Raw genomic sequence first — 20683 nt, forward strand, 5'->3', positions numbered from 1 at the left:
GCAAAGCTCCGGATTATATCTTTTTATTACTAATATGATCTACTTCAAAAATAGGACAATTAGGACATTTAGTGCTGGTGTTTTTTATTGTATCAAAACGGGAAAATATTTTGAAACCTGTAAGTCATATTGTAAATTGCAGGTCTAAAAATGAAGAATGAAGAATATCTTTAAAATAGGCATGATTGGTTTGGTTTTCGCATTGGTAAACTGCCAATCAGTAAATTCTAGTAAAATGTTTTATGAAGGAGTAAAACCGGAAATGGTTTCAGATACGTTCAGTTTCACAGAAGGGCCATCAGCAGATCAAGAAGGGAATGTTTACTTTACCGATCAACCCAATGATAAAATCTATTATTGGGACTGGAAAAGCAATAAAGTAATAGAATTCTTAGACAAGACGGGAAGGGCAAACGGAACGCACTTTGACAAAGACGGATATTTGATTACCTGCTCGGATGATCAGGGAGAAATCTGGAAAATTTCCAAGGACAAAAAAGTAGAAGTTCTGCTTAAAGGTTTTGAAGGAAAAAGATTGAACGGTCCCAATGATGTATGGAATGATGAAGCCGGAGGGATGTACTTTACAGATCCATTGTATGAAAGAGATTACTGGATCGGTTTTAAACAGGAATTACCACACAAAAGCCTTTACTATAGAGACAAATCAGGGAAAGTAACCAAGCTGGATACGTTTACCCAGCCGAATGGAATTGTAGGCAGTGAAAAACTGAAAAAATTATACCTTTCCGATATTGATGCAGGGAAAACTTATGTGTATGATATACTAGGTGAGGGGAAATTGTCTGAGAAAAAACTGTTTTGCGAAATGGGATCAGACGGAATGGAACTGGATAAGCACGGAAACCTTTATCTTACAGGAGATGGAGTACATGTTTTTAACCGTTCCGGAAAGAAAATTTATCATATTTCTATCCCTGAAAAGTGGACTTCCAATGTAACTTTTGGCGGAGAAAATAATAATATACTCTTCATTACCGCTTCAAAATCTGTGTATACTTTTCCTACCAAAGTAAGAGGAATAAAATAATATGAATGTCATTGCGAGAAGCATAGCGACGAAGCAATCTCTTTTCATTAAATATGAGATTGCTTCACTTCGTTCGCAATGACAATAGAGTATTGAGTGGAGGGGGTTAGTAAGCGACCTCCATTTTTACTTTCTTCCCTTTCAGTTTTTCGTTTTGCAGCTTTTTTAAAACAGCATTTACTTTACTTCTGGAAACGGCAACATAAGACGTTGTATCTTTTACTTCAATCAAACCTATATCTTCTTTCTGAAGTTCTCCTTTTTTGATAAGATAGCCCACAACATCCACTTTATTCACCTTATCTTTTTTTCCGGCGCTGATATAAATAGTCTGGAAAGGTGTCTTTTCCGGAACTTTAGTAAATCCGGCAACACTCTCTTCAGGAGTATTATTTTTAATGAATGGGAAATTTTCTTCCTCTGTCATAATCAGATATACAAACCCTTTGGCATTCATCCTTGCAGTACGTCCGTTTCTATGAATAAAAGCATCTTCTTTTGGAGGAAGCTGATAATGTACAATAGATTCTACTTCCGGAACATCAAGTCCGCGGGCCGCAAGATCCGTAGTAATAAGAATTCTTGCAGAATCATTCCTGAATTTCAGCAATGCGCGCTCTCTTTCATCCTGCTCCATACCGCCATGGAAGGTTTCCCTGTCGATTCCCATCTGATGAAGAAGCTCAGAAATTCTGTCAACAGCCTCACGGTGGTTACAGAAAATAAGAGTTCTTTTATTTCCTATTTTACAAATTAAATTAAACAAAGTATCCAGTTTTTCCTCAGAAATTGTCATTACTTTTCGCAATTGGATATCTGGTTTTACTTCACTGAGTTTTAAAAAGTCAATGGTTTTTTCATTTTTCAGACCTGTAAATGATGGGATCTCATCCATTGCTGTGGCCGAAGTTAAAATTCTTTGCGAAAGGCCTTTTAATAAGCCTGCAATAAACTCCATATCTTCATGGAAGCCCAGCTCTAAAGCTTTATCGAATTCATCAAGGACAAGTGTTTTAATCGTTTTCGGATCAAAATTATTATTTCTTACATGATAAGCAACCCTCCCCGGAGTTCCTATTAAAACCGCAGGAGCTTCAATTAAATTGTTAACCTCGATTTTCTTATCATGTCCGCCATAACAAACAGAGACTTTAAAATCTGTTCCCATTGCTTTAAAAACCTGTTCAATCTGTAAAGCCAGTTCTCTGGCCGGAACCAATATCAATGCCTGAACCCCCTGGACATTTTTTTTCAGATTCCGAAGAACCGGGAATAAAAAAGCAAGAGTCTTTCCAGATCCTGTAGGAGAGAGTAAAACAATGTCTGTATTGTTTTCAGACGCATTATAAGTAGATTTCTGCATCTGATTCATATCCTGAATCTGCAGCTTCTGGTAGATTGATTGTAGTTCCATGGTGCAAAGGTAGTGAAATAGGCAGTAGATTTTACAAACAGTCTATGGTGAATAGTCAATTCGCTTCGCTTGCCAATTTTTCAAACCGTTTTCATTCACTATTTACTTGCAAAGTAAAATTCACTATTCGTAAATGGATTGTTTATAGTTTGATAATCAATTGTATACATATTGAGTGTCTGAAAGTAAAACTATTGTTTATCTCAAATAAAATCTCTATCTTTGCACCCACTTTTGTGGCGAAAAGGTTTGATGGGTAAATTACTTAAAATTAATTACTTCCGTATTTTTTAATCCGCATTTATTCAAACCGTTAAAAAAGAAGGAATACAAATTTTTATTAGAAAATGTCAAAAGAGACAAATTCAGCAGAGGTTTTATTAAACCAAAACGTAGCACCAGAACAATTTGATTGGGATTCTTTCGAATCAGGTCTTGATGCAGATGCGAGAAAAGAAAAAAGCGATTTAGAAGAAATCTACAACGGATCTTTAAACAACCTAGACGATAACGACGTTTTAGTTGGTAAAGTTGTAAGATTAACTGATAAAGAAGCTATCGTAGACATCAACTTCAAATCTGAAGGTGTTATCTCTCTAAACGAATTCCGTTACAACCAAGGCCTAAAAGTAGGTGACGAGGTAGAAGTAATGGTTGACAAGAGAGAAGACAAAACTGGACAATTACAGTTATCTCACAGAAAAGCTAGAACGCTTAAAGCTTGGGATAAAGTAAACGAACTTCACGAAACTGGAGAAATCGTTAACGGTTTTGTTAAATCAAGAACTAAAGGTGGTATGATCGTTGATGTTCACGGAATCGAAGCATTCTTACCTGGTTCTCAAATTGACGTTAAGCCAATTAAAGATTACGATCAGTTCGTAGGAAAAACTATGGAGTTCAAAGTTGTGAAAATCAACCCTGAGTTCAAAAACGTAGTTGTATCTCACAAAGCATTGATCGAAGCAGATATCGAAGGTCAGAAAAAAGAAATCATCGCTCAGCTTGAAAAAGGTCAGGTTCTTGAAGGTACTGTTAAGAATATTACTTCTTACGGTGTATTCATTGACTTAGGAGGTGTTGATGGATTGATCCACATTACAGACCTTTCTTGGTCTAGAGTGAACCACCCATCTGAAATCCTAGAGGACGGACAGACTGTAAAAGTTGTAATCCTTGATTTCGATGATGAGAAAACAAGAATCCAATTAGGTATGAAGCAATTAGAAGCTCATCCTTGGGATGCTCTTTCTGCTGACTTGAAAGTAGGTGACAAAGTAAAAGGAAAAGTAGTAGTTCTTGCTGACTATGGTGCATTCGTAGAAATCGCTCCAGGTGTAGAAGGATTAATCCACGTTTCTGAAATGTCTTGGTCTACTCACTTAAGATCTGCTGGAGATTTCGTAAAAGTAGGTGATGAAGTAGAAGCTGAAGTATTAACTTTAGATAGAGAAGAAAGAAAAATTTCTCTTGGTATCAAGCAATTGTCTAAAGATCCATGGGAAAACATCGAAGCTAAGTATCCGGTAGGATCTCAGCATGTAGGAACTGTAAGAAACTTCACTAACTTTGGTGTATTCGTAGAGTTAGAAGAAGGTATCGACGGATTAATCTACATCTCTGATCTTTCTTGGACTAAGAAAATCAAGCACCCATCTGAGTTCTGCGCAGTAGGTGATAAATTAGACGTTGTAGTTCTTGAATTAGATATTCAGGCAAGAAGATTATCTCTAGGTCACAAGCAATTGACTGAAAACCCATGGGATAAATTTGAAACTAAATATGCTGAAGGAACTATCCACGCTGGTAAAGCTGTAGAAGTTCACGATAAAGGAGCTTCTGTTCAATTCGAGGATGCTGAGGTTGAAGCTTTCTGCCCTTCAAGATTATTAGAGAAAGAAGATGGATCTAAAATCAAAAAAGGTGAAGATGCTCAATTCAAAGTAATCGAATTCAACAAAGAATTCAAGAGAGTAGTAGTATCTCACACAGGTATCTTCAGAGACGAAGAAAAGAAAAACGTTAAAGAATCTTCTTCTAGAAACGTATCTTCTTCTTCAAACAACGAAGAAAGATCTACTCTTGGAGACATCGATGCATTAGCAGAGTTGAAAAGAAAAATGGAAGAAGGTAAATAATCTTTGAACCATTGATATATAAGGAGCCGCTCATTTGAGCGGCTTTTTTTATCTAAATATGAAAAAATATGGAATTTGATACTGGAAAAAAATAGCTTTTTCTAAAAAATAATGTAAAGTATAAAATAAATATTCATTGAAAATATCACATTAATATGTGATTTATTTAATGAAATAATTAAATTAGAAATATTTAAAAATAGGTTAAATATAATGTGGTAGGCATAAATTTATGATGACATTCTCTTAATTGAGAAATATGTAAAACAATATTAATCTGATGGTTTTGTGTGTATTTATTTATTTTTAAATTTTAAGTAAAAAAAACATTGAAGGTTTGTGAATTATTTGTAGATTAGCGACTTTAATAATGGATATGAAAAATAAAGCTTTACCTCTTTTGTTTGCAGTATTTTCTGCATTTCCAACAGTATTGTTTGGACAGGATAATGAAAAACTGATTAAAGATTATATTTCTCAAAATAAAATAAGAGAATATAAAAAATCTGATCTTAATAATATCATTGTTGATAATGTAGATCTGTCAAAATCATTGAATGGTAATGTTGTTAAATTTTTACAGACTTATAATGGTTTACCAATATACAGCTCCGTAGGAACAGCATTGATTAAGGACAATAAAATTGTTTACTACACGGATAATTTTGTAAAAGATTATACTGCATCTACATCAGGTACGGCTGCTATCAGTAAAAGTACGGCTCTTCAAAAGATCGCTGAAGACTTGAAAAACCCTGATATTGCAAATTTCGCGATTCTCGGATATCTTGAGAAGACTCAAAAAAAAGCAACATCAGCCAATCAAAGACTTGTGTATACCAATGACGAGAGCGGAAACTTACGTCTGGCTTACGAATATACTTTAACGGAGCCAAAATCTCCGAATTACTGGAATATTTTAGTAGATGCCAACAATGGAAATATCCTGTTAAAAAATAACCTGACTTTATCTTGTAATTTCAATCATGATGCTTACAGCTCAGATGCTGATTATAGCCATGCTGATCATTTTGAGAATACATTAGTAGGACCTCAAAATAGTATGGTACAAAACAATATTCCATTACTTTTACCGGATAATGCATCATATAATGTATTTCCATTGCCTATTGAAGCACCTACCTTTGGTTCAAGATCAATCATTAATAATCCTTGGATATTAAGTGCTTCTCCTGAAGGATGGCATTCTGATGGAACTAATCATTATACGGTTACCAGAGGAAATAACGTTTTTGCCTATGAAGATGCTGCAGGAACAGCTTTAACAGCTCCTGATTATCTTACAGGGGCTCCGGCAGATGGTGGGGCTACAAGAAATTTTGATTTCCCTTTTAATATCAACGAAACTCCATTAAATAACAGGAATGCTGCTATTACGAATTTATTTTATCTAAATAACAGAATTCATGATGTTTTCTACAAATTCGGATTTACAGAATCTGCCAGAAACTTCCAGCAGAACAATTTTGGTAATGGACCTGTAGGAGGAGATGATGATTCTGTATATGCAGAGGCGCAGGATGGCAGCGGATTAAATAATGCGAATTTCTCTTCAGGGCAGGATGGTTATAATGGTAAAATGCAAATGTATCTTTGGTCTCCGGTTGGAAGAGTGTTTTACTACAATGCACCTAGTGCAGCTGTTCCCCGTACACCAGGAGCAGGAACTGCTCAGTTTGGTCCTCCATTACCTATGAACGGAATAACAGGAGATGTAGCACTTTCATCAGTTTTGGATGGTTGTACAGCTTTGCCTGCAAGTTCATTGACTAACAAAATAGGACTGGTTGAGAGAGGAACATGTTCTTTTGCTATTAAAGTGAAAAACCTTCAGGATGCTGGAGCTAAAGCAGCTATTATCTATAATAACGCAGCGAATGGGGCTACTATAGGAAATATGGCGGGTAGTGATCCGACAATTACAATTTCTTCAGTACTTATTAACAATGCAGAAGGAGAATATATCAAAACTCAGCTTGCAGCAAGTACTACAGTAAATGTTACCCTAAAAGGAAATATGACTCCTGACGGAAGCTTTGATAACGGAATCGTAACTCACGAATATGGCCACGGAATATCCAACAGAATGACTGGTACCGGATACAACTGTCTGAATTCAGGAGTGAGTAAAGAACAAATGGGAGAAGGATGGTCTGATTTCTTCGCTTTGATGTTAACGAATAAAGCCGGTGATAATGCTACTGTAGCAAGAGGTACAGGTACTTACGCATTAGGTCAGGCGATCACAGGTGCTGGTATCAGACCTGCAAAATATTCAACAAGTCTTACTGTTAACGGATTTACATACGGAGATACAAACGGAATGGAATACAATAACGGATCAGCAATTGTTCCGGATGTTCACTCTATTGGTTTTGTTTGGGCTACTATGCTATGGGATCTTCACTGGAAATATGTTGAAAAATATGGTTATTCTTCAGATGTATTATCTACAACACCTAACGGAAGTACAAAAGTATTACAACTGGTAACAGATGCTCTGAAACTTCAGGCATGTAATCCGAGCTTTATTGAAGGAAGAAATGCAATATTAGCTGCAGAGTTAGCAACAACTGCAGGTGTTGACAAATGTATGATCTGGGGCGTTTTTGCAAGAAGAGGTCTGGGAGTGAATGCGTCAGCAGGAGTGAAAAATAATATTAATGATCAGGTTCAGGACTTTAATGTACCAGAAGAATGTTTATTGGCTACCAATGAAGTGAAGGGCGATAAGAATAAAAATATTTCTATCTATCCAAACCCTGCTAAAGATGAGTTTTATATCAACTTCCCAAGCAATACCCTTGGAAAAGTAAGTGTAGAACTTTATGACATGTCAGGTAAATTGGTTTCTTCTGAAGATAAAATTTCACCGGATGCTAAAAAAGCAATTTCTACAAGCAATTTGGTAAACGGAACTTATATGGTTAAAATCAAAGGACTTGGTTTTGAAGCTGCTTCAAAAGTAATGGTTAAAAAATAATTTACTTATAATTAATTTAAGAGTCGCCACAAGCTTGCTTGTGGCGATTTTGTTTATCTATCATGATAACACTTCAGATAGGTTTAATTTATATGTCGTACCTTTGCAGGCTGTTAAAAAAATTATGAAGAAGAAAAATATACTAAAAGGTGTTTTATTTGTAGGGATTGGAGCTAGTATATACGGTATGTTGGCCACTTTTGTGAAAATGGCTTACCATGATGGTTTCACTACTTCGGAGGTAACTACTTCCCAGTTTGTATTAGGTTTAACGGGACTTTTGATCCTCAATCTTATTCAGACTCTGACCTCAAAACAGAAATTATCGCGGCCAAGTTCTAAAGAAGTAAGAATGCTGCTGCTTGCAGGAACTTCTTTGGGAGGAACGAGTTTGTTCTATTATATAGCGGTACAGTATATCAATGTTTCAATTGCTATTGTACTATTGATGCAGTCTGTTTGGTTCAGTGTTGTGGTGGAAAGTATCCTTACCAGAAAACTTCCCAATGCAAGAAAAGTGGTTTCTGTCGTGATCGTATTACTGGGAACAGTTTTGGCAACAAATCTTATTAATATGGAAATAGAGCTGGATTGGCATGGAGTCTTTTGGGGGCTGATGGCAGCGGCTTCTTATACCTTAACGATGTTTACTTCCAATACGCTGGCTACCCATCTTCCGGTTTTCAGAAAAAGTATTATCATGTTGGCAGGTGGTTCTGTAGTGGTTTTTGCATTTTTATTCTTTGCTCAGATAGGACCTATGTATTTTGATGGCTTAAAATCATTATACTTAAATTTTACAGAAAATACAGAACATATTCATTCATTCAATTATTCAATATTCCTGACGTATGGCTTTGTACTGGCTCTTTTTGGAACCATTATTCCGCCAATTTTATTCAATATAGGATTTCCGAATGCAGGATTGGGGCTGGGAAGTATTGTTTCCTCTCTGGAGCTTCCGGTTTCCGTAACGATGGCCTTTGTTTTACTGGGGGAGAAAGTATTTCTGATCCAATGGATAGGAATTGCTCTGATCCTTTTTGCTATTGTCTTGATGAATTTACCCTCAAAAAAAGAAAAAGAAGTTTCGATGGCAGAATTGTCTTAAAAATATTTAAATAAAAATAATAGTTGAAACCGTTCCTTTTGGAGCGGTTTTTTTAATTTTAATCTTTAAAATAAAAGTTTCATGAAATATTTCAGAAATATAACGACTGTTTTGGCTTTGACGGTTTCCGGTTTTATATTTTCACAGGTAAAACCTCTGGATGCAATGCTTTCTGATTATCAATATCCTTATGAAGTTCATTTTCTTAATCTTAAATCTCAGGGCGAAGATTTGAAAATGGTCTATATGGATGTACAGCCACAAAAGTCCAATGGGAAAACAATAATGCTTCTCCATGGAAAGAATTTCAACGGAGCATATTGGGGGAAAACAGCGAAAGATCTTTCTGCTAAAGGATTCAGAGTGGTGATTCCGGATCAGATCGGGTTTGGAAAATCATCAAAACCCCATGCATACCAGTTTTCTTTTTCACAACTGGCTGCAAATACAAAAGCAGTTCTGGATGAATTAAAGATTGATAAAGCAATAATACTTGGGCATTCAATGGGAGGAATGATAGCGACTAGATTTACATTGCTGTATCCGGAGAAAGTACAGAAACTGATTCTTGAAAACCCAATCGGGCTTGAAGATTATAAAACTTTTGCAGCTTACCAGACCATAGATCAGGCCTATCAGTCTGAACTTAAAAATACATCCGAAACCTATAAGAACTATCAGCTGAAATTCTACTATGATAACAAATGGAAAGAAGAATATCAGCCATGGCTTGATCTGATTTCAGGATGGACGCTTCATAAAGATTACCCTCAGGTAGCCTGGGATGCTGCTCTCACCTCGGATATGATCTATAACCAGCCGGTATGCTATGAATTTAAAAATATAAAAGTTCCTACGCTGCTTATTATCGGAACAAGAGACAGAACTGCAATAGGGAAAGACAGGGCTCCCAAAGAACTTCAGCCGAAAATGGGACAGTATCAGGAGTTAGGAAAGAAAACTCAGCGTGAAATTGTAGGCTCAAAGCTTGTAGAGATTGAAAACGTAGGACATCTTCCTCATATAGAAGTATATCCTAAGTTTTTTGAAGCCCTGTGTAATTTTATAGAATAGAATAAATTTAAAAACTATCAGATATTTGAAACATTAAGTTGGATAAGTGATTAAAACTTAATGTTTCAAATTTATTGCTTCTTGCGATCAATGAGTAGTAAAGTACAAACTCCAATTCCCGAAAACAAGACACAGGAAATCCCCAAATTCTGTATAAAACCAATGCTTACAAGTCCTAAACCTATCAGGATATAATAAATCAGTCCCAGTAAAGCTCCGGCACTTCCGGTTTCGTCTTTATAATTGATCAGTGCGGTACTCAGAATATTCGGGATTGCAATGCTGAATGCCATCACAATGAAAAAATAAGGAATTAAAAAGCATATCCCTTTACCTGCCAGAATCCATACAAAAATGGAAGCGGTAAATGCAGTAAATGTACCTGCTTTAACTAAATATTTAGGTTGTATGTCTCTCAATGACAGAAATCTGTTAAGTTTTGCCCCTGCAAATGTTCCGCCAGCCAATATAACACTGCTGTATCCGAAAATATAAGAGGAATAATGATATTCTTTAAAGATGAACGGAGCCAGTGAATAATAAGAAAACAAGAGAACATTAAAACTCATAATCAATAAACAGCACTTTATAATTGCCTGGTCACAAAGCATTCTCTTTAATAAATCTGTTAAAATACCCATGTTGATCTCTTTTACTGAATGTTGAGTTTCTGAAATTTTCTTACGGGAAAGAATGAGAAATAATCCTGCAAGCAAACATAATGTTATGAAAATGCCCTGATGTCCAACAGAAGAAGTCAATACAGATCCGGTAATCATTCCTATTACGGGGCTTATGGATAAACCAATTCCGATCCAGGAAAATACTTTGCTGATATTATTTTGATCATAAGTATCTCTTAGAATTGTTTGTGTTACAATAGAGCCCACAGAGATTCCAAATGCAGAAATAATTCTGGCACTCAGGAAAATTATGAAATTGGGGGCAAAAACAGCTGTCAGTGTTCCAATTCCATAAGTGATAAGACCGTATTCAAGAGATTTTTTTCTTCCGATTCTGTCACATTGTACTCCCCAAAATGCCACTCCCAGAGCAAAAGCTATAAAATATAAGCTGATCGTCAGAGCAACATATTCTTCTTTCACTCCAAACTGCTTCTGAACCATTGGTAAAACCGGGCTGTAAATGGTTTCTACAAACTGAGGAAGCATTACAAGTACGGTCAGCAGCCATATGGGATTTGTCTTTTTCATTTTTTTCTGCAAAGTTTCCAAAATTTCAAGGTATATTTATAATGGTATAAAAACAAAAAACATCAAAAATAGGACATGGCTGTTTTGAAACAAAATGAAGAGTTTGATGCAGACTCTATTCCGGAAAGAGTAATTGGAATAGCTTCTGATATGGTGATGCATGATTCCGGTTTTCATTTTCATAAAACGAAAGCTCAGTTATTGTATGCTCCCTCTGGTTGTATGACGGTTACTACTTCGGACAGACAGTTTGTTCTGCCTCCATTCAGAATGCTTTGGATTCCTTCCAATGAGATTCACAGGGTGAATTTCAGAAATATTGTAGCTTACAGATCAATTTATTTTGATGAAAATTATGCGGAAAAATATATGAGTTCCAGCCTTAGAGTGCTGCATGTAAATCCATTATTGAAAGAAATTATCGAAAGAATTTGCTTTTGGGAATGGTCAGATCTAAGAAATAATCAGATTAGTCTGCTGAATGTATTCTGGGATGAAATAAACAGCGCTCCGGAGGAAAAACTGGAACTTAAAATACCGCAAGACAGACGTTTCAGGAAAATTTCAGAAGAGTGGACTCTACGTAATGCTATACCGCCTATGTTGAAAGACCTTGCGAAAAAAACCGGAGCAGTGGAAAAAACAATCAGCCGTATTTTTAAAAAAGAAACAGGATTGTCTTATCAGGACTGGAGACAGCAGTGGCGACTGCAGCGATCGATTGAACTTTTGGTGGAACGTAATTCAATAGGAGAGGTGTCTCATATTTTAGACTTTTCATCAGACAGCGCTTTTATAGATTTCTTCAAAAAGCAGACAGGAGCTACCCCTTTGCAGTATCTTATAAAAAATGAATAAGCCTTTTTACAGTTAATAATTTGTGATAGTAAAAGAAATTCAAGACATCTTCTAATCTGGAAATCTTAAATATTTCTTGCCTTATGCAAAGTCTATTGCTCAATAATTTGCATAAAATTGTATAATCAAATAGAAAATAATTATGAAAAACAAAATGAGTTCACATGGATAATTATAGTACTACAATTGAACTAAAAGCTACGGCAGAGAAGATCTATGAAGCGCTTGCTCATCAGATTCATCTTTGGTGGTCTGAGTGGTTTACCGGCGCCTCAGCACAGGTAGGTGATACGTTTACAGTAAGATTTGGAGACCATATTCACAAGACAATACGTATAAAAGAAACAATACCCAATTCAAGAGTGATCTGGACTGTTGAAGATTCACTGATTGCTATTCCTGAATTAAAAAATCAGACAGAATGGATTGGTACGACTATCGTTTGGAAAATGGAACAAAAGGAAAACAGTAGTTTACTGCAACTTACTCATGTGGGATTGCATCCGTCTGTAGAGTGTTATGCTATTTGTTCTGGTGGCTGGAATCAGTTTATAGGGAGTCTGAAGCTTTTCCTTGAAACAGGAAACGGTACTCCATACAGAAAGTAAAAAATATTTTCAACAAAAAAAAGAGACTGTTTATGTATAAACAGCCTCTTTTTGTATGTATTGTTGTCTGAATTATTTCTTCTTGTAAGCAGCGTCTTTGATTCTTGCTTTTTTACCTCTAAGGTCTCTGAAGTAGTAAATTCTAGCTCTTCTAACTCTACCTTTTCTATCAAGCTCAATTTTTTGAAGTGCAGGTAGGTTAATAGGGAATACTCTTTCTACACCTACATCACCACTCATTTTTCTGATAGTGAAAGTTTTTGTAGAACCAGTACCTCTTAATTGGATAACTGTTCCCTTGAAGAACTGAGTTCTTGTCTTTTGTCCTTCTTTAATTTCGTAATACACAGTAATTGTATCACCTGCTTTGAATTCAGGGAATTCTTTTTTCGCAATGTACTTGTCTTGTACGTACTTTAATAAATCCATTATTAATAAAATAAAATGTTAAAGCTAAGCAACTTACACGTTCTTCGTCAGAGGTTGAATAACAGGTTGCAAATGTACAAAATAGTTTTTGAATACGCCAAATAATTAATGTACTAAAAACTATAATTTTTTCATTCTGGTTTTGCTAAAAAATTAACGGTTTCTTTAAAATACCATCAGACAGAGTTTATATGGGAATTCTACTTTTGCCCGAAATAAAAAATCTTAACACTGATTTTTAAATTCCTGATTCACAACTTAAAACTATATATGTTATTTTAAAACTAAAGCTATTATGAAACATTATTTCTTCTTTTTTTGTTTCGCGGTCCAGATGGCTTTCGGGCAGGTTTTGTATCCATATTTACAAAATCCAACCCCGAATTCTATGATCGTCAATTGGAAAACAGCTTCCAACAATGAAACAACAGTGATCTACGGAGATTCTCCAACGAATTTGAACGTGACGGTAACAGGAACTACCAATATCTTCTCAGATACGGGGTATAACAACAATTATTATTACCATACGGCAAAGGTTACCAATCTTCAGCCGAATACTAAATATTATTACAAGATAAAAACAGGAACCAGTGAGTCTGCTGTTTACAATTTCAGAACTCTTCCTTTGCCGGGACAGGCCGTAACGGCCAATGGAAAAATCCGTTTCCTTATTATGGGTGACAACCAAATCAAAGCAGAACCGAGATATGACACGCTTACTTTGAATGCCTATAAAAAATTAAAGGAAAAATTCGGAGCTACTTCAGACCCGTCAGACAATATTGCCCTTACTTTTATGGTAGGAGATCAGGTGGATGTAGGAACATTGGATCATTATGAGAATGTTCACTTCAAAAAGAACATCAAATTATCACCTTACCTGCCTATTCAGACAACAGTAGGAAATCATGAAACCTATGGAACAATGGGAATGAATTCTTACTACGCCCATTTTTATATTGATGAAATCAGTTATAAAGGAATAAGCTCAGGAAATGAAAATTATTATGCTCAGCAGGCGGGTAATGTATTATTCGTAAGTTTGAGCTCAGAACATACGGGATCTGCACAACAGAACTGGCTTCAGCAGATTTTAACAGCGGCAAACAGTGATTCTACCGTAGACTGGATTATTTCCTTAAGCCACAGACCTTATCAGGCTGAGCAGTATGTAGGAGATATTTCTACATGGGTAAGAGAAAATGCTGTACCGCTTCTGGTAACTTCGGATAAATATTTAATGCACGTGGGGGCCCATCATCATTTATATCACAGAGGACAGCTTAAAAATACACCGAACTATCAGATTATTTCAGGAGGAACGGCTTGGGATCAGTATTGGGGAATGTCTAATGAAAAGGATTTTGATGATGTTCAGAAGACTTTGACAGACTGGACGTATCAGATCGTGGAAGTAGATATTCCGACGGGAAAAGTGGATGTTGAATGTTATTCTATTGGTGGTGTTTACAACAAAAAAAATAACGTACTGGTAGATTCTTTCCATAGATATAAAAATCAGCCTAAACCGGCAAAACCATCTATTACAAACAATTTCTCAGGGGCTATTACTCTGCCTTTGACATTGAATGGAAGTGCATTTTCATCTTCAAATAATGAATTGCTGAACACGACACAGTTTCTGATCAGTAAGACATCCACCTTTTCTGTGATTGAAAAAGAGTTTTACCGTGATTTTGAAAACTGGTTCGGAAAAGACGGAAACGGAACTCCGGATAAAACCAAAAACCTGAATGATGGAGTAGACATTACAAAAGCAACATTGGCAGCGAACTCTATTCCAAACGGAATTTATTATGTGAAAACCCGTTACAGAGACAGAAACCTGGAGTGGAGTGACTGGAGTGATGTGAAGCAGTTTGAAATCACAGGAAGTGTAGTTTCAAATCCTACATTTACTTTAAATAAAACGGAATATGCTCAAAATGAAGCTATTACCGCTACTTTCACCGGAGGTCCTGGAAATCAGCAGGACTGGGTAGGAATTTATAAAAAAGGACAGACACCGGCGAGTACTACTTCACAAGTGTACAGTTATACTAACGGACAGGTAGCAGGAACAGTTACTTTTAATAATGGTATGGCTAATAAAGGTCAGTATTTTGCAGGATTTTTTGCAAACGGAGGATATACCGAAATCACTCCAAAAAAAGAGTTTTATGTAGGACCGAAAGTTCAGCTGCAGACTACTTCTGATACGTATCCGGTAGGAGGAACAGTGGTTCTTAATTTTACAGACGGGCCCAACTTGCAGAAAGACTGGATCGGAATTTATAAGATGGGGCAGACTCCGGGAACTACAGCTTCTATTAAATGGAGCTATGTAACAACTGCATCAGGAACACTTAATTTCACAGGACTTCCGAAAGGATATTATTACGCTCAATATCTACTGGAAGACGGATATAACGGAATCGGGGAGAAGGTATTCTTTAAAGTAGGTGATATCGTGACTGATTTGTGGATCAATAAACCGGTATATACTTTAGGAGAAAATATTACAGCTTCATGGACAGATTCTCCGGGAATCATCAAAGACTGGTTAGGAATTTATCCGCAAAGTGTTCAGACACCGGATGATAATTTCGTTTCTTATACTTATTTTGACGGAGTGACGCAGGGAACAAAAACAATTCAGGGAACAGCTGTACCTGCTACACCAGGAAATTATTATATGGTTATGTTTACCAATGATTCTTATACAGAAGTTTCAAACAGAGTACAGTTCCAGGTAACTTCACCAACATTAGGAACTGAAGAAACAAGAAGTACGGAGAAAAATGTAGTGTTGTATCCTAACCCAACAAAACCTGGACAGCCTACTTTCATTAAGAGTGATTACCCGATTGAGAAAATCGAATTGGTCTCAGCTTCAGGAGAATTACTGTATGTATCAAAAAATATCAATAACCAACGTTTCTCTTTGGTGAATGAAAACCTTCCGGCAGGCGTTTATTTTGTAAAAGTACACGGAAGAAAACTATTTACTTTAAAGCTGATTATTCAGTAATAAGTAAACGAAACACAATTATAATTTTAGAGACTGCTGGAAATAGCGGTCTCTTTTTTATTGTTTAAACATAATGCCTGCTCAATCTGAATAATTTGGCAGAAATATTTACCCTAAAAATCTGTGTTAAATAAAAAAGCAGTTCCAAAAATTGAAACTGCTTTTGATATATTGATGCAATGATTAATCAACATATAGATCATCTTCGCTGAATGCCGCCGGATTTTCTGTAGAAGCATATTCCTCAGGTAGATCAGCCAGTGTTTTGGTTTCCTGAAGAAGCTTTCCGTCCGGACTATACAGTTTTATAAGTACCCATTTTCCATTGCGTTCTAATTCTTTAACTCCGCTTAGGGTAGTGAGCTTTATTTTTCCGTTTTGTAAAATACCTGCTTTTACAGAAGATTTATTGGCAGGTTTTCCTTTTACATACTGTACAATTTGTGCTGTGAAGAAATAATCATGATCTCCGTCTTCACTCAAAGGCTGGCTGTAAGTGTATAAAAGAGTACCTTTATTATCATAAATAGTGGTATCATAAGCTGTTTGTTTAGAATTTAATTTCTTCTCAGATTTCAGCTTTTTCTCTTCAGTATACATTTTAGTATTTACTAAAACACCTTCCTTATATTGGCTTTCGCTAAGTCCTTCATAGGCTGTACCATTATAAGGCATTTCATCTTTATAGGTCAGGGTAGATTTCAGTTTTCCATCTGGGGAATAATATTTAATCTCCTGAGTAACATTCTCTTTTAAAATTTTCTCAGATGATAACTTTCCTTCTTCATCAAAATATTTGCTTGTTATGATGGAACCGTTTTTATATACATCAATAGAAGAAATCAGTGCATAATCATAATTAAGCTCATAATCTTCACCTTCTGTCGGCTGGTAAATATCATTCTCTTTATCATACTGATAAATAAGATGGCCTATTTTTTTTCCGGATTCATCATAAGTGGTTTTATAACCGTCTTTTTTGTTTCTCTTCTGTTCCTGCAGCAGCTGTCCGTTTTTAGCATAGATAATACTTTCCTTTATACTGCCGTCACTTTTGGTTTTTTCTATCTTTGAGATCCTCATTGGATTCGGATAATAATCTACCTGCAGCCCTTCACCCGAACCGGAAGGAGATGTCCCAATAAGTTTCCCTTTTTCACCGTAATATTTAGTCTCATAGTTGCCGTCTTTATCAGAAGTGGTTTCGTATCTGATTCCTTTAATATCTTCATCATAAATAATAGTCTTTACGGGCAGAGAATTCTCATAAGTGGTTATCGAGTTATAAAAAGATTCATTTTCAGGATCCTTGTATACCACCATTTTTCCAGTGAAGTTACCGTCAGCTTTATAGACCATATCCTCTGTAATCCGGCCTTTATCATCATAAGACTGAGAAGCTCCAACCTGCTTTCCGTTAGAATAAGTTACCGTACTCATGATCTTTCCCTCAGGAGTGTACCAGGTTACTTTTCCGTCAAAAACTTCATTGCTTGGAGTAGTATCAGAAGCAAGACCTTCCATCTGTAGTTTTCCGTCCTTATAGAAATCTTTGATGAGGATGAGTTTGCCTTTAGGAGTCGTTTCACGGTAAAATTCCATTTTATCCTGAGTAGTCTTTTCCCAGTTTTCATCGAAATAAGTTTTTTCCTGTGCATACACATTGATGCTAAGTACCAGGGCAAGTAATGCTGAGGTAAATAATTTTTTCATGTTTTTATTTAAAGTTTGATTTTGTATATGATTAATGTGATGGTATATATTGAAATATTCTCTGAAGAGATCAGAAGAAGTAAAAAGGCAATAATGTTCTGCCGTAAAATAATTTTATATTAATATTGTGTTTAAAATCAATGCTATCCGAAACAAAATAGATTGTGTTTCCGGATTTGAAGCCCCAAATATAAATCAAATTGATGAGAAATACCACAAAAAACGAACAGACTTGTTCATTTTTATTGATAAAAGTTTGATTTTTATAGATTTAAATATTGAAAAAAAGGATTCAAAAAAAGTATACAGTTCAGGATCGTTTCCGGACATGGGATATACCAGAAAATTTATTAAATTTAGCCAACAGAAAAATCTAATATTTCATGATAGATAAAAGAGTAAAAAATGCAAAGGAGGCCATCGAAGGAATTCAGGATGGAATGACACTGATGCTTGGCGGATTCGGACTTTGCGGTATCCCTGAAAACTCAATCAATGCTTTGGTAGAAAGTGATGTGAAAGACCTTACCTGTATTTCAAACAATGCAGGAGTGGATGATTTCGGATTAGGATTACTGCTTCACAAAAGACAGATCAGGAAAATGATCTCTTCTTATGTAGGAGAAAATGCTGAATTTGAAAGACAGATGCTTTCAGGTGAACTGGATGTAGAACTTACTCCACAAGGAACTCTTGCTGAAAAATGCAGAGCTGCCCAGGCAGGAATCCCTGCTTTTTATACCCCTGCAGGTTATGGAACAGAAGTAGCAGAAGGGAAAGAAGTAAAAGAGTTCAAAGGAAAACCTCACATTCTGGAGCATGCTTACGAAGCTGATTATTCTATCGTAAAAGCATGGAAAGGAGACCACGCCGGAAACCTTATCTTCAAAGGATCTGCAAGAAACTTCAACCATCCTATGGCGGGAGCTGCGAAAATTACCATTGCTGAAGTAGAAGAATTGGTAGAACCAGGACAATTGGATCCCAACGAAATTCATATTCCGGGAATCATGATTCAGAGAATTTTCCAGGGAGAAAAATTTGAAAAAAGAATTGAGCAGAGAACAGTGAGAACTAAAGAATAAGCTCGAATCATAAAAAACAAAAAAGCGCTGAAAATATTTTCAGCGCTTTTTTTATGCCTGAGGAGTAAGTGTTTTTCTTTCTCCGATTTGTTGTCTCCACATGGCATAGTAAAGGCCTTTTTCAGCAATCAGATTGCTGTGGGAACCTGTTTCTACTACCTGTCCGCGTTCAAGAACATAGATTTTATCAGCATGCATAATTGTACTTAAACGGTGGGCTATGAGTACTGTGATCTGTTCTCTTTCTTTTGAAATATCCTTGATAGTTGTAGTAATTTCTTCTTCAGTAATGCTGTCCAGTGCAGAAGTAGCTTCGTCAAAAATCAACAGATGAGGTTTTCTTAAAAGAGCCCTTGCGATTGCTATTCTTTGCTTTTCACCACCACTCAGCTTCAGACCTCCTTCACCAATAACGGTTTCAATTCCTTTTTCAGCCCTTTCCAGCAATGCGGTACAGCTCGATTTCTGCAAAGCAACAGCCAGTTCCTCTTCAGTAGCTGAAGGATTAACGAAAAGAAGGTTTTCTTTAATAGTTCCTGCAAATAGCTGAGTATCTTGCGTTACAAAACCAATCTGATTTCTCAGTTCATCAAAATCAAACTCTTTTCCATTAATTCCATTGTAAAAAATATTCCCTTCCTGAGGTCTGTACAATCCCACAAGCAGTTTTACCAATGTACTTTTTCCGGAACCACTAGGCCCTACAAAAGCAATGGTTTCTCCGTTTTTAAGATCAAAAGAGATATTATTCAAGGCTTTATACTGAGCAGACTGATGTTTGAAAGAAACATGTTTGAATTCCAGTTCTTCAATAGCGCCAATTTGTTTGGGATGAAGAGGTTTTTCTTCCACTTCTTTTTTCATTAAACGGTCAAAATTCTGAAGAGAAGCTTCTGCTTCACGGTAAGAAATAATAATGTTCCCGATTTCCTGCATCGGTCCGAAAATAAAGAAACCATAAAACATCAGAGATAAATACTGCCCCGGAGTCACAATGTTTTTAAAAATCAGATACAATAAAGTCAGGGTAATCATCTGTTGCAGAAAATTCACCATCGTTCCCTGAATAAAACTTAAGGAACGGATGCTTTTCACCTTTCTCAGTTCAAGGCCAAGGATTTTATAGGTATTGTTATTTAAACGGATTACTTCCTGATTGGTTAATCCTAAACTTTTAACAATCTCAATATTTCTTAAACTTTCTGTAGTACTTCCGGCTAAAGCTGTAGTTTCGGTAACAATGTTTTTCTGAATTACTTTTATTCTCTTACTCAGTAAATTGGTAACAATAGCAATAAAGAAAATTCCACAAATATAAACCGGCATAATAGACCAGTGTAAACGGATTGCATACACCGAAACAAAGATAATACTCACCAGAATTCCGAAGAAAATATTAATGAAATTAGTGATGAATTTTACGGTATCTTCTCTTACCTTGGTTAAAATAGACAGTGTTTCACCACTTCTCTGATCTTCAAACTCTTGAAAAGGTAGCGCCATGGAGTGCTTTAAGCCGTCTGTGAATATTTTCGCTCCAAATTTTTGGGTAATAACACTTACCACGTAATCCTGAAAAGCTTTGGCAATTCTACTCACCATGGCCGTTCCGATAAGTAATCCTAAAAAGTAAAAAGCACCATGATATGCGGAACTTCCGTATAAATATTCATTCAGATTTCTGGGCAATAACTTTTCTTTATCAAAAAAGTTGGGATGGGTGACCAGCTGATCCAGAATATTTCCTGTAATAGCCGGTGCAAATAAAGAAAAAACCTGATTGATAGTAGCCAAAAATAAAGAAATGAGAATCAGCCACTGATAAGGTTTAAGATATTTAAAAAGTATTTTCATTCTGTTAAAATAATGAAGCAAAATTACAGATATTATTTTAACTAACAGTGTTAATTATTGAACACAACAAAGCTCTTTTGTATTCAAGTGAAAATA

At 35.9% G+C, this 20683-nt stretch carries 14 protein-coding genes; 9 read left to right on the forward strand and 5 right to left on the reverse strand.

The genetic code is table 11. The features are described 5' to 3' along the window. Positions 1 to 157: 157 nt before the first annotated feature. Positions 158 to 1051 (forward strand): SMP-30/gluconolactonase/LRE family protein, encoded by an 894-nt coding sequence (locus tag FW780_RS16440; RefSeq protein ID WP_149834759.1) that lies wholly within the window; start codon positions 158 to 160, stop codon positions 1049 to 1051. A 106-nt stretch (positions 1052 to 1157) separates the two neighbouring features. On the opposite strand, the gene FW780_RS16445 is transcribed toward FW780_RS16440, so the two are convergent. Next, entirely contained in the window at positions 1158 to 2465 is a 1308-nt protein-coding gene (locus tag FW780_RS16445) for a DEAD/DEAH box helicase (RefSeq protein WP_149834760.1), read from the reverse strand. A 347-nt stretch (positions 2466 to 2812) separates the two neighbouring features. On the opposite strand from FW780_RS16445, the gene rpsA reads away from it, so the two are divergent. From rpsA to FW780_RS16465, 4 genes are all read left to right on the forward strand, one after another. After that, the gene (rpsA, locus tag FW780_RS16450; RefSeq protein ID WP_149834761.1) at positions 2813 to 4603 is read left to right on the forward strand and encodes a 30S ribosomal protein S1; all 1791 of its coding nucleotides are present in this window, start codon (positions 2813 to 2815) and stop codon (positions 4601 to 4603) included. A 376-nt stretch (positions 4604 to 4979) separates the two neighbouring features. Next, positions 4980 to 7607 (forward strand): T9SS-dependent M36 family metallopeptidase, encoded by a 2628-nt coding sequence (locus FW780_RS16455; RefSeq protein ID WP_241676927.1) that lies wholly within the window; start codon positions 4980 to 4982, stop codon positions 7605 to 7607. A gap of 124 nt (positions 7608 to 7731) precedes the next feature. Continuing rightward, positions 7732 to 8718, forward strand: a complete 987-nt coding sequence (locus tag FW780_RS16460; protein ID WP_149834763.1) for an EamA family transporter — start codon at positions 7732 to 7734, stop codon at positions 8716 to 8718. A gap of 81 nt (positions 8719 to 8799) precedes the next feature. Beyond that, on the forward strand, positions 8800 to 9792 hold the full coding sequence (locus FW780_RS16465; protein ID WP_149834764.1) for an alpha/beta fold hydrolase: 993 nt from the start codon (positions 8800 to 8802) through the stop codon (positions 9790 to 9792). 71 nt (positions 9793 to 9863) lie between these two features. On the opposite strand, the gene FW780_RS16470 is transcribed toward FW780_RS16465, so the two are convergent. Continuing rightward, positions 9864 to 11006 (reverse strand): MFS transporter, encoded by a 1143-nt coding sequence (locus tag FW780_RS16470; RefSeq protein WP_149834765.1) that lies wholly within the window; start codon positions 11004 to 11006, stop codon positions 9864 to 9866. A 75-nt stretch (positions 11007 to 11081) separates the two neighbouring features. Here FW780_RS16470 and FW780_RS16475 point away from each other — a divergent pair, with 75 nt between their 5' ends. Continuing rightward, a complete protein-coding gene (locus FW780_RS16475) occupies positions 11082 to 11864 on the forward strand; it encodes an AraC family transcriptional regulator (protein WP_149834766.1) in 783 nt (260 codons plus the stop codon). A 164-nt stretch (positions 11865 to 12028) separates the two neighbouring features. Then, complete coding sequence (locus FW780_RS16480) at positions 12029 to 12472, forward strand: SRPBCC family protein (RefSeq protein ID WP_149834767.1); 444 nt, start codon at positions 12029 to 12031, stop codon at positions 12470 to 12472. A gap of 72 nt (positions 12473 to 12544) precedes the next feature. Here the strand turns inward: FW780_RS16480 and rplS are convergent, their stop codons facing one another. Next, positions 12545 to 12901, reverse strand: coding sequence for a 50S ribosomal protein L19 (gene rplS, locus FW780_RS16485; protein WP_047376947.1), 357 nt, complete (start codon positions 12899 to 12901; stop codon positions 12545 to 12547). Between the two features lie 295 nt (positions 12902 to 13196). Here rplS and FW780_RS16490 point away from each other — a divergent pair, with 295 nt between their 5' ends. Continuing rightward, positions 13197 to 15935 carry a fibronectin type III domain-containing protein gene (locus FW780_RS16490; protein WP_149834768.1) on the forward strand — a complete coding sequence of 913 codons (2739 nt, stop codon included), beginning with the start codon at positions 13197 to 13199 and terminating at the stop codon, positions 15933 to 15935. Between the two features lie 183 nt (positions 15936 to 16118). Here the strand turns inward: FW780_RS16490 and FW780_RS16495 are convergent, their stop codons facing one another. Beyond that, entirely contained in the window at positions 16119 to 17648 is a 1530-nt protein-coding gene (locus FW780_RS16495; RefSeq protein ID WP_149834769.1) for a toxin-antitoxin system YwqK family antitoxin, read from the reverse strand. Positions 17649 to 18031: 383 nt separating this feature from the next. On the opposite strand from FW780_RS16495, the gene FW780_RS16500 reads away from it, so the two are divergent. Continuing rightward, positions 18032 to 18733 carry a CoA transferase subunit A gene (locus FW780_RS16500; RefSeq protein WP_149834770.1) on the forward strand — a complete coding sequence of 234 codons (702 nt, stop codon included), beginning with the start codon at positions 18032 to 18034 and terminating at the stop codon, positions 18731 to 18733. A gap of 51 nt (positions 18734 to 18784) precedes the next feature. On the opposite strand, the gene FW780_RS16505 is transcribed toward FW780_RS16500, so the two are convergent. Then, entirely contained in the window at positions 18785 to 20587 is a 1803-nt protein-coding gene (locus tag FW780_RS16505; RefSeq protein ID WP_149834771.1) for an ABC transporter ATP-binding protein, read from the reverse strand. Between the last annotated feature and the right edge of the window lie 96 nt (positions 20588 to 20683).

It is taken from the genome of Chryseobacterium sediminis, assembly GCF_008386505.1.
Classification (GTDB): domain Bacteria; phylum Bacteroidota; class Bacteroidia; order Flavobacteriales; family Weeksellaceae; genus Chryseobacterium; species Chryseobacterium sediminis.

What these genes read in the sequence shown, in the direction of transcription:
- FW780_RS16460 (WP_149834763.1), top strand. Translation starts at nt 7,732, where the DNA reads ATGAAGAAGAAAAATATACTAAAAGGTGTTTTATTTGTAGGGATTGGA.
- FW780_RS16455 (WP_241676927.1), top strand. Translation starts at nt 4,980, where the DNA reads ATGAAAAATAAAGCTTTACCTCTTTTGTTTGCAGTATTTTCTGCATTT.
- FW780_RS16500 (WP_149834770.1), top strand. Translation starts at nt 18,032, where the DNA reads ATGATAGATAAAAGAGTAAAAAATGCAAAGGAGGCCATCGAAGGAATT.
- FW780_RS16465 (WP_149834764.1), top strand. Translation starts at nt 8,800, where the DNA reads ATGAAATATTTCAGAAATATAACGACTGTTTTGGCTTTGACGGTTTCC.
- FW780_RS16480 (WP_149834767.1), top strand. Translation starts at nt 12,029, where the DNA reads ATGGATAATTATAGTACTACAATTGAACTAAAAGCTACGGCAGAGAAG.
- FW780_RS16495 (WP_149834769.1), bottom strand. Translation starts at nt 17,648, where the DNA reads ATGAAAAAATTATTTACCTCAGCATTACTTGCCCTGGTACTTAGCATC.
- FW780_RS16445 (WP_149834760.1), bottom strand. Translation starts at nt 2,465, where the DNA reads ATGGAACTACAATCAATCTACCAGAAGCTGCAGATTCAGGATATGAAT.
- FW780_RS16470 (WP_149834765.1), bottom strand. Translation starts at nt 11,006, where the DNA reads ATGAAAAAGACAAATCCCATATGGCTGCTGACCGTACTTGTAATGCTT.
- FW780_RS16505 (WP_149834771.1), bottom strand. Translation starts at nt 20,587, where the DNA reads ATGAAAATACTTTTTAAATATCTTAAACCTTATCAGTGGCTGATTCTC.
- FW780_RS16490 (WP_149834768.1), top strand. Translation starts at nt 13,197, where the DNA reads ATGAAACATTATTTCTTCTTTTTTTGTTTCGCGGTCCAGATGGCTTTC.
- rpsA (WP_149834761.1), top strand. Translation starts at nt 2,813, where the DNA reads ATGTCAAAAGAGACAAATTCAGCAGAGGTTTTATTAAACCAAAACGTA.
- FW780_RS16440 (WP_149834759.1), top strand. Translation starts at nt 158, where the DNA reads ATGAAGAATATCTTTAAAATAGGCATGATTGGTTTGGTTTTCGCATTG.
- rplS (WP_047376947.1), bottom strand. Translation starts at nt 12,901, where the DNA reads ATGGATTTATTAAAGTACGTACAAGACAAGTACATTGCGAAAAAAGAA.
- FW780_RS16475 (WP_149834766.1), top strand. Translation starts at nt 11,082, where the DNA reads ATGGCTGTTTTGAAACAAAATGAAGAGTTTGATGCAGACTCTATTCCG.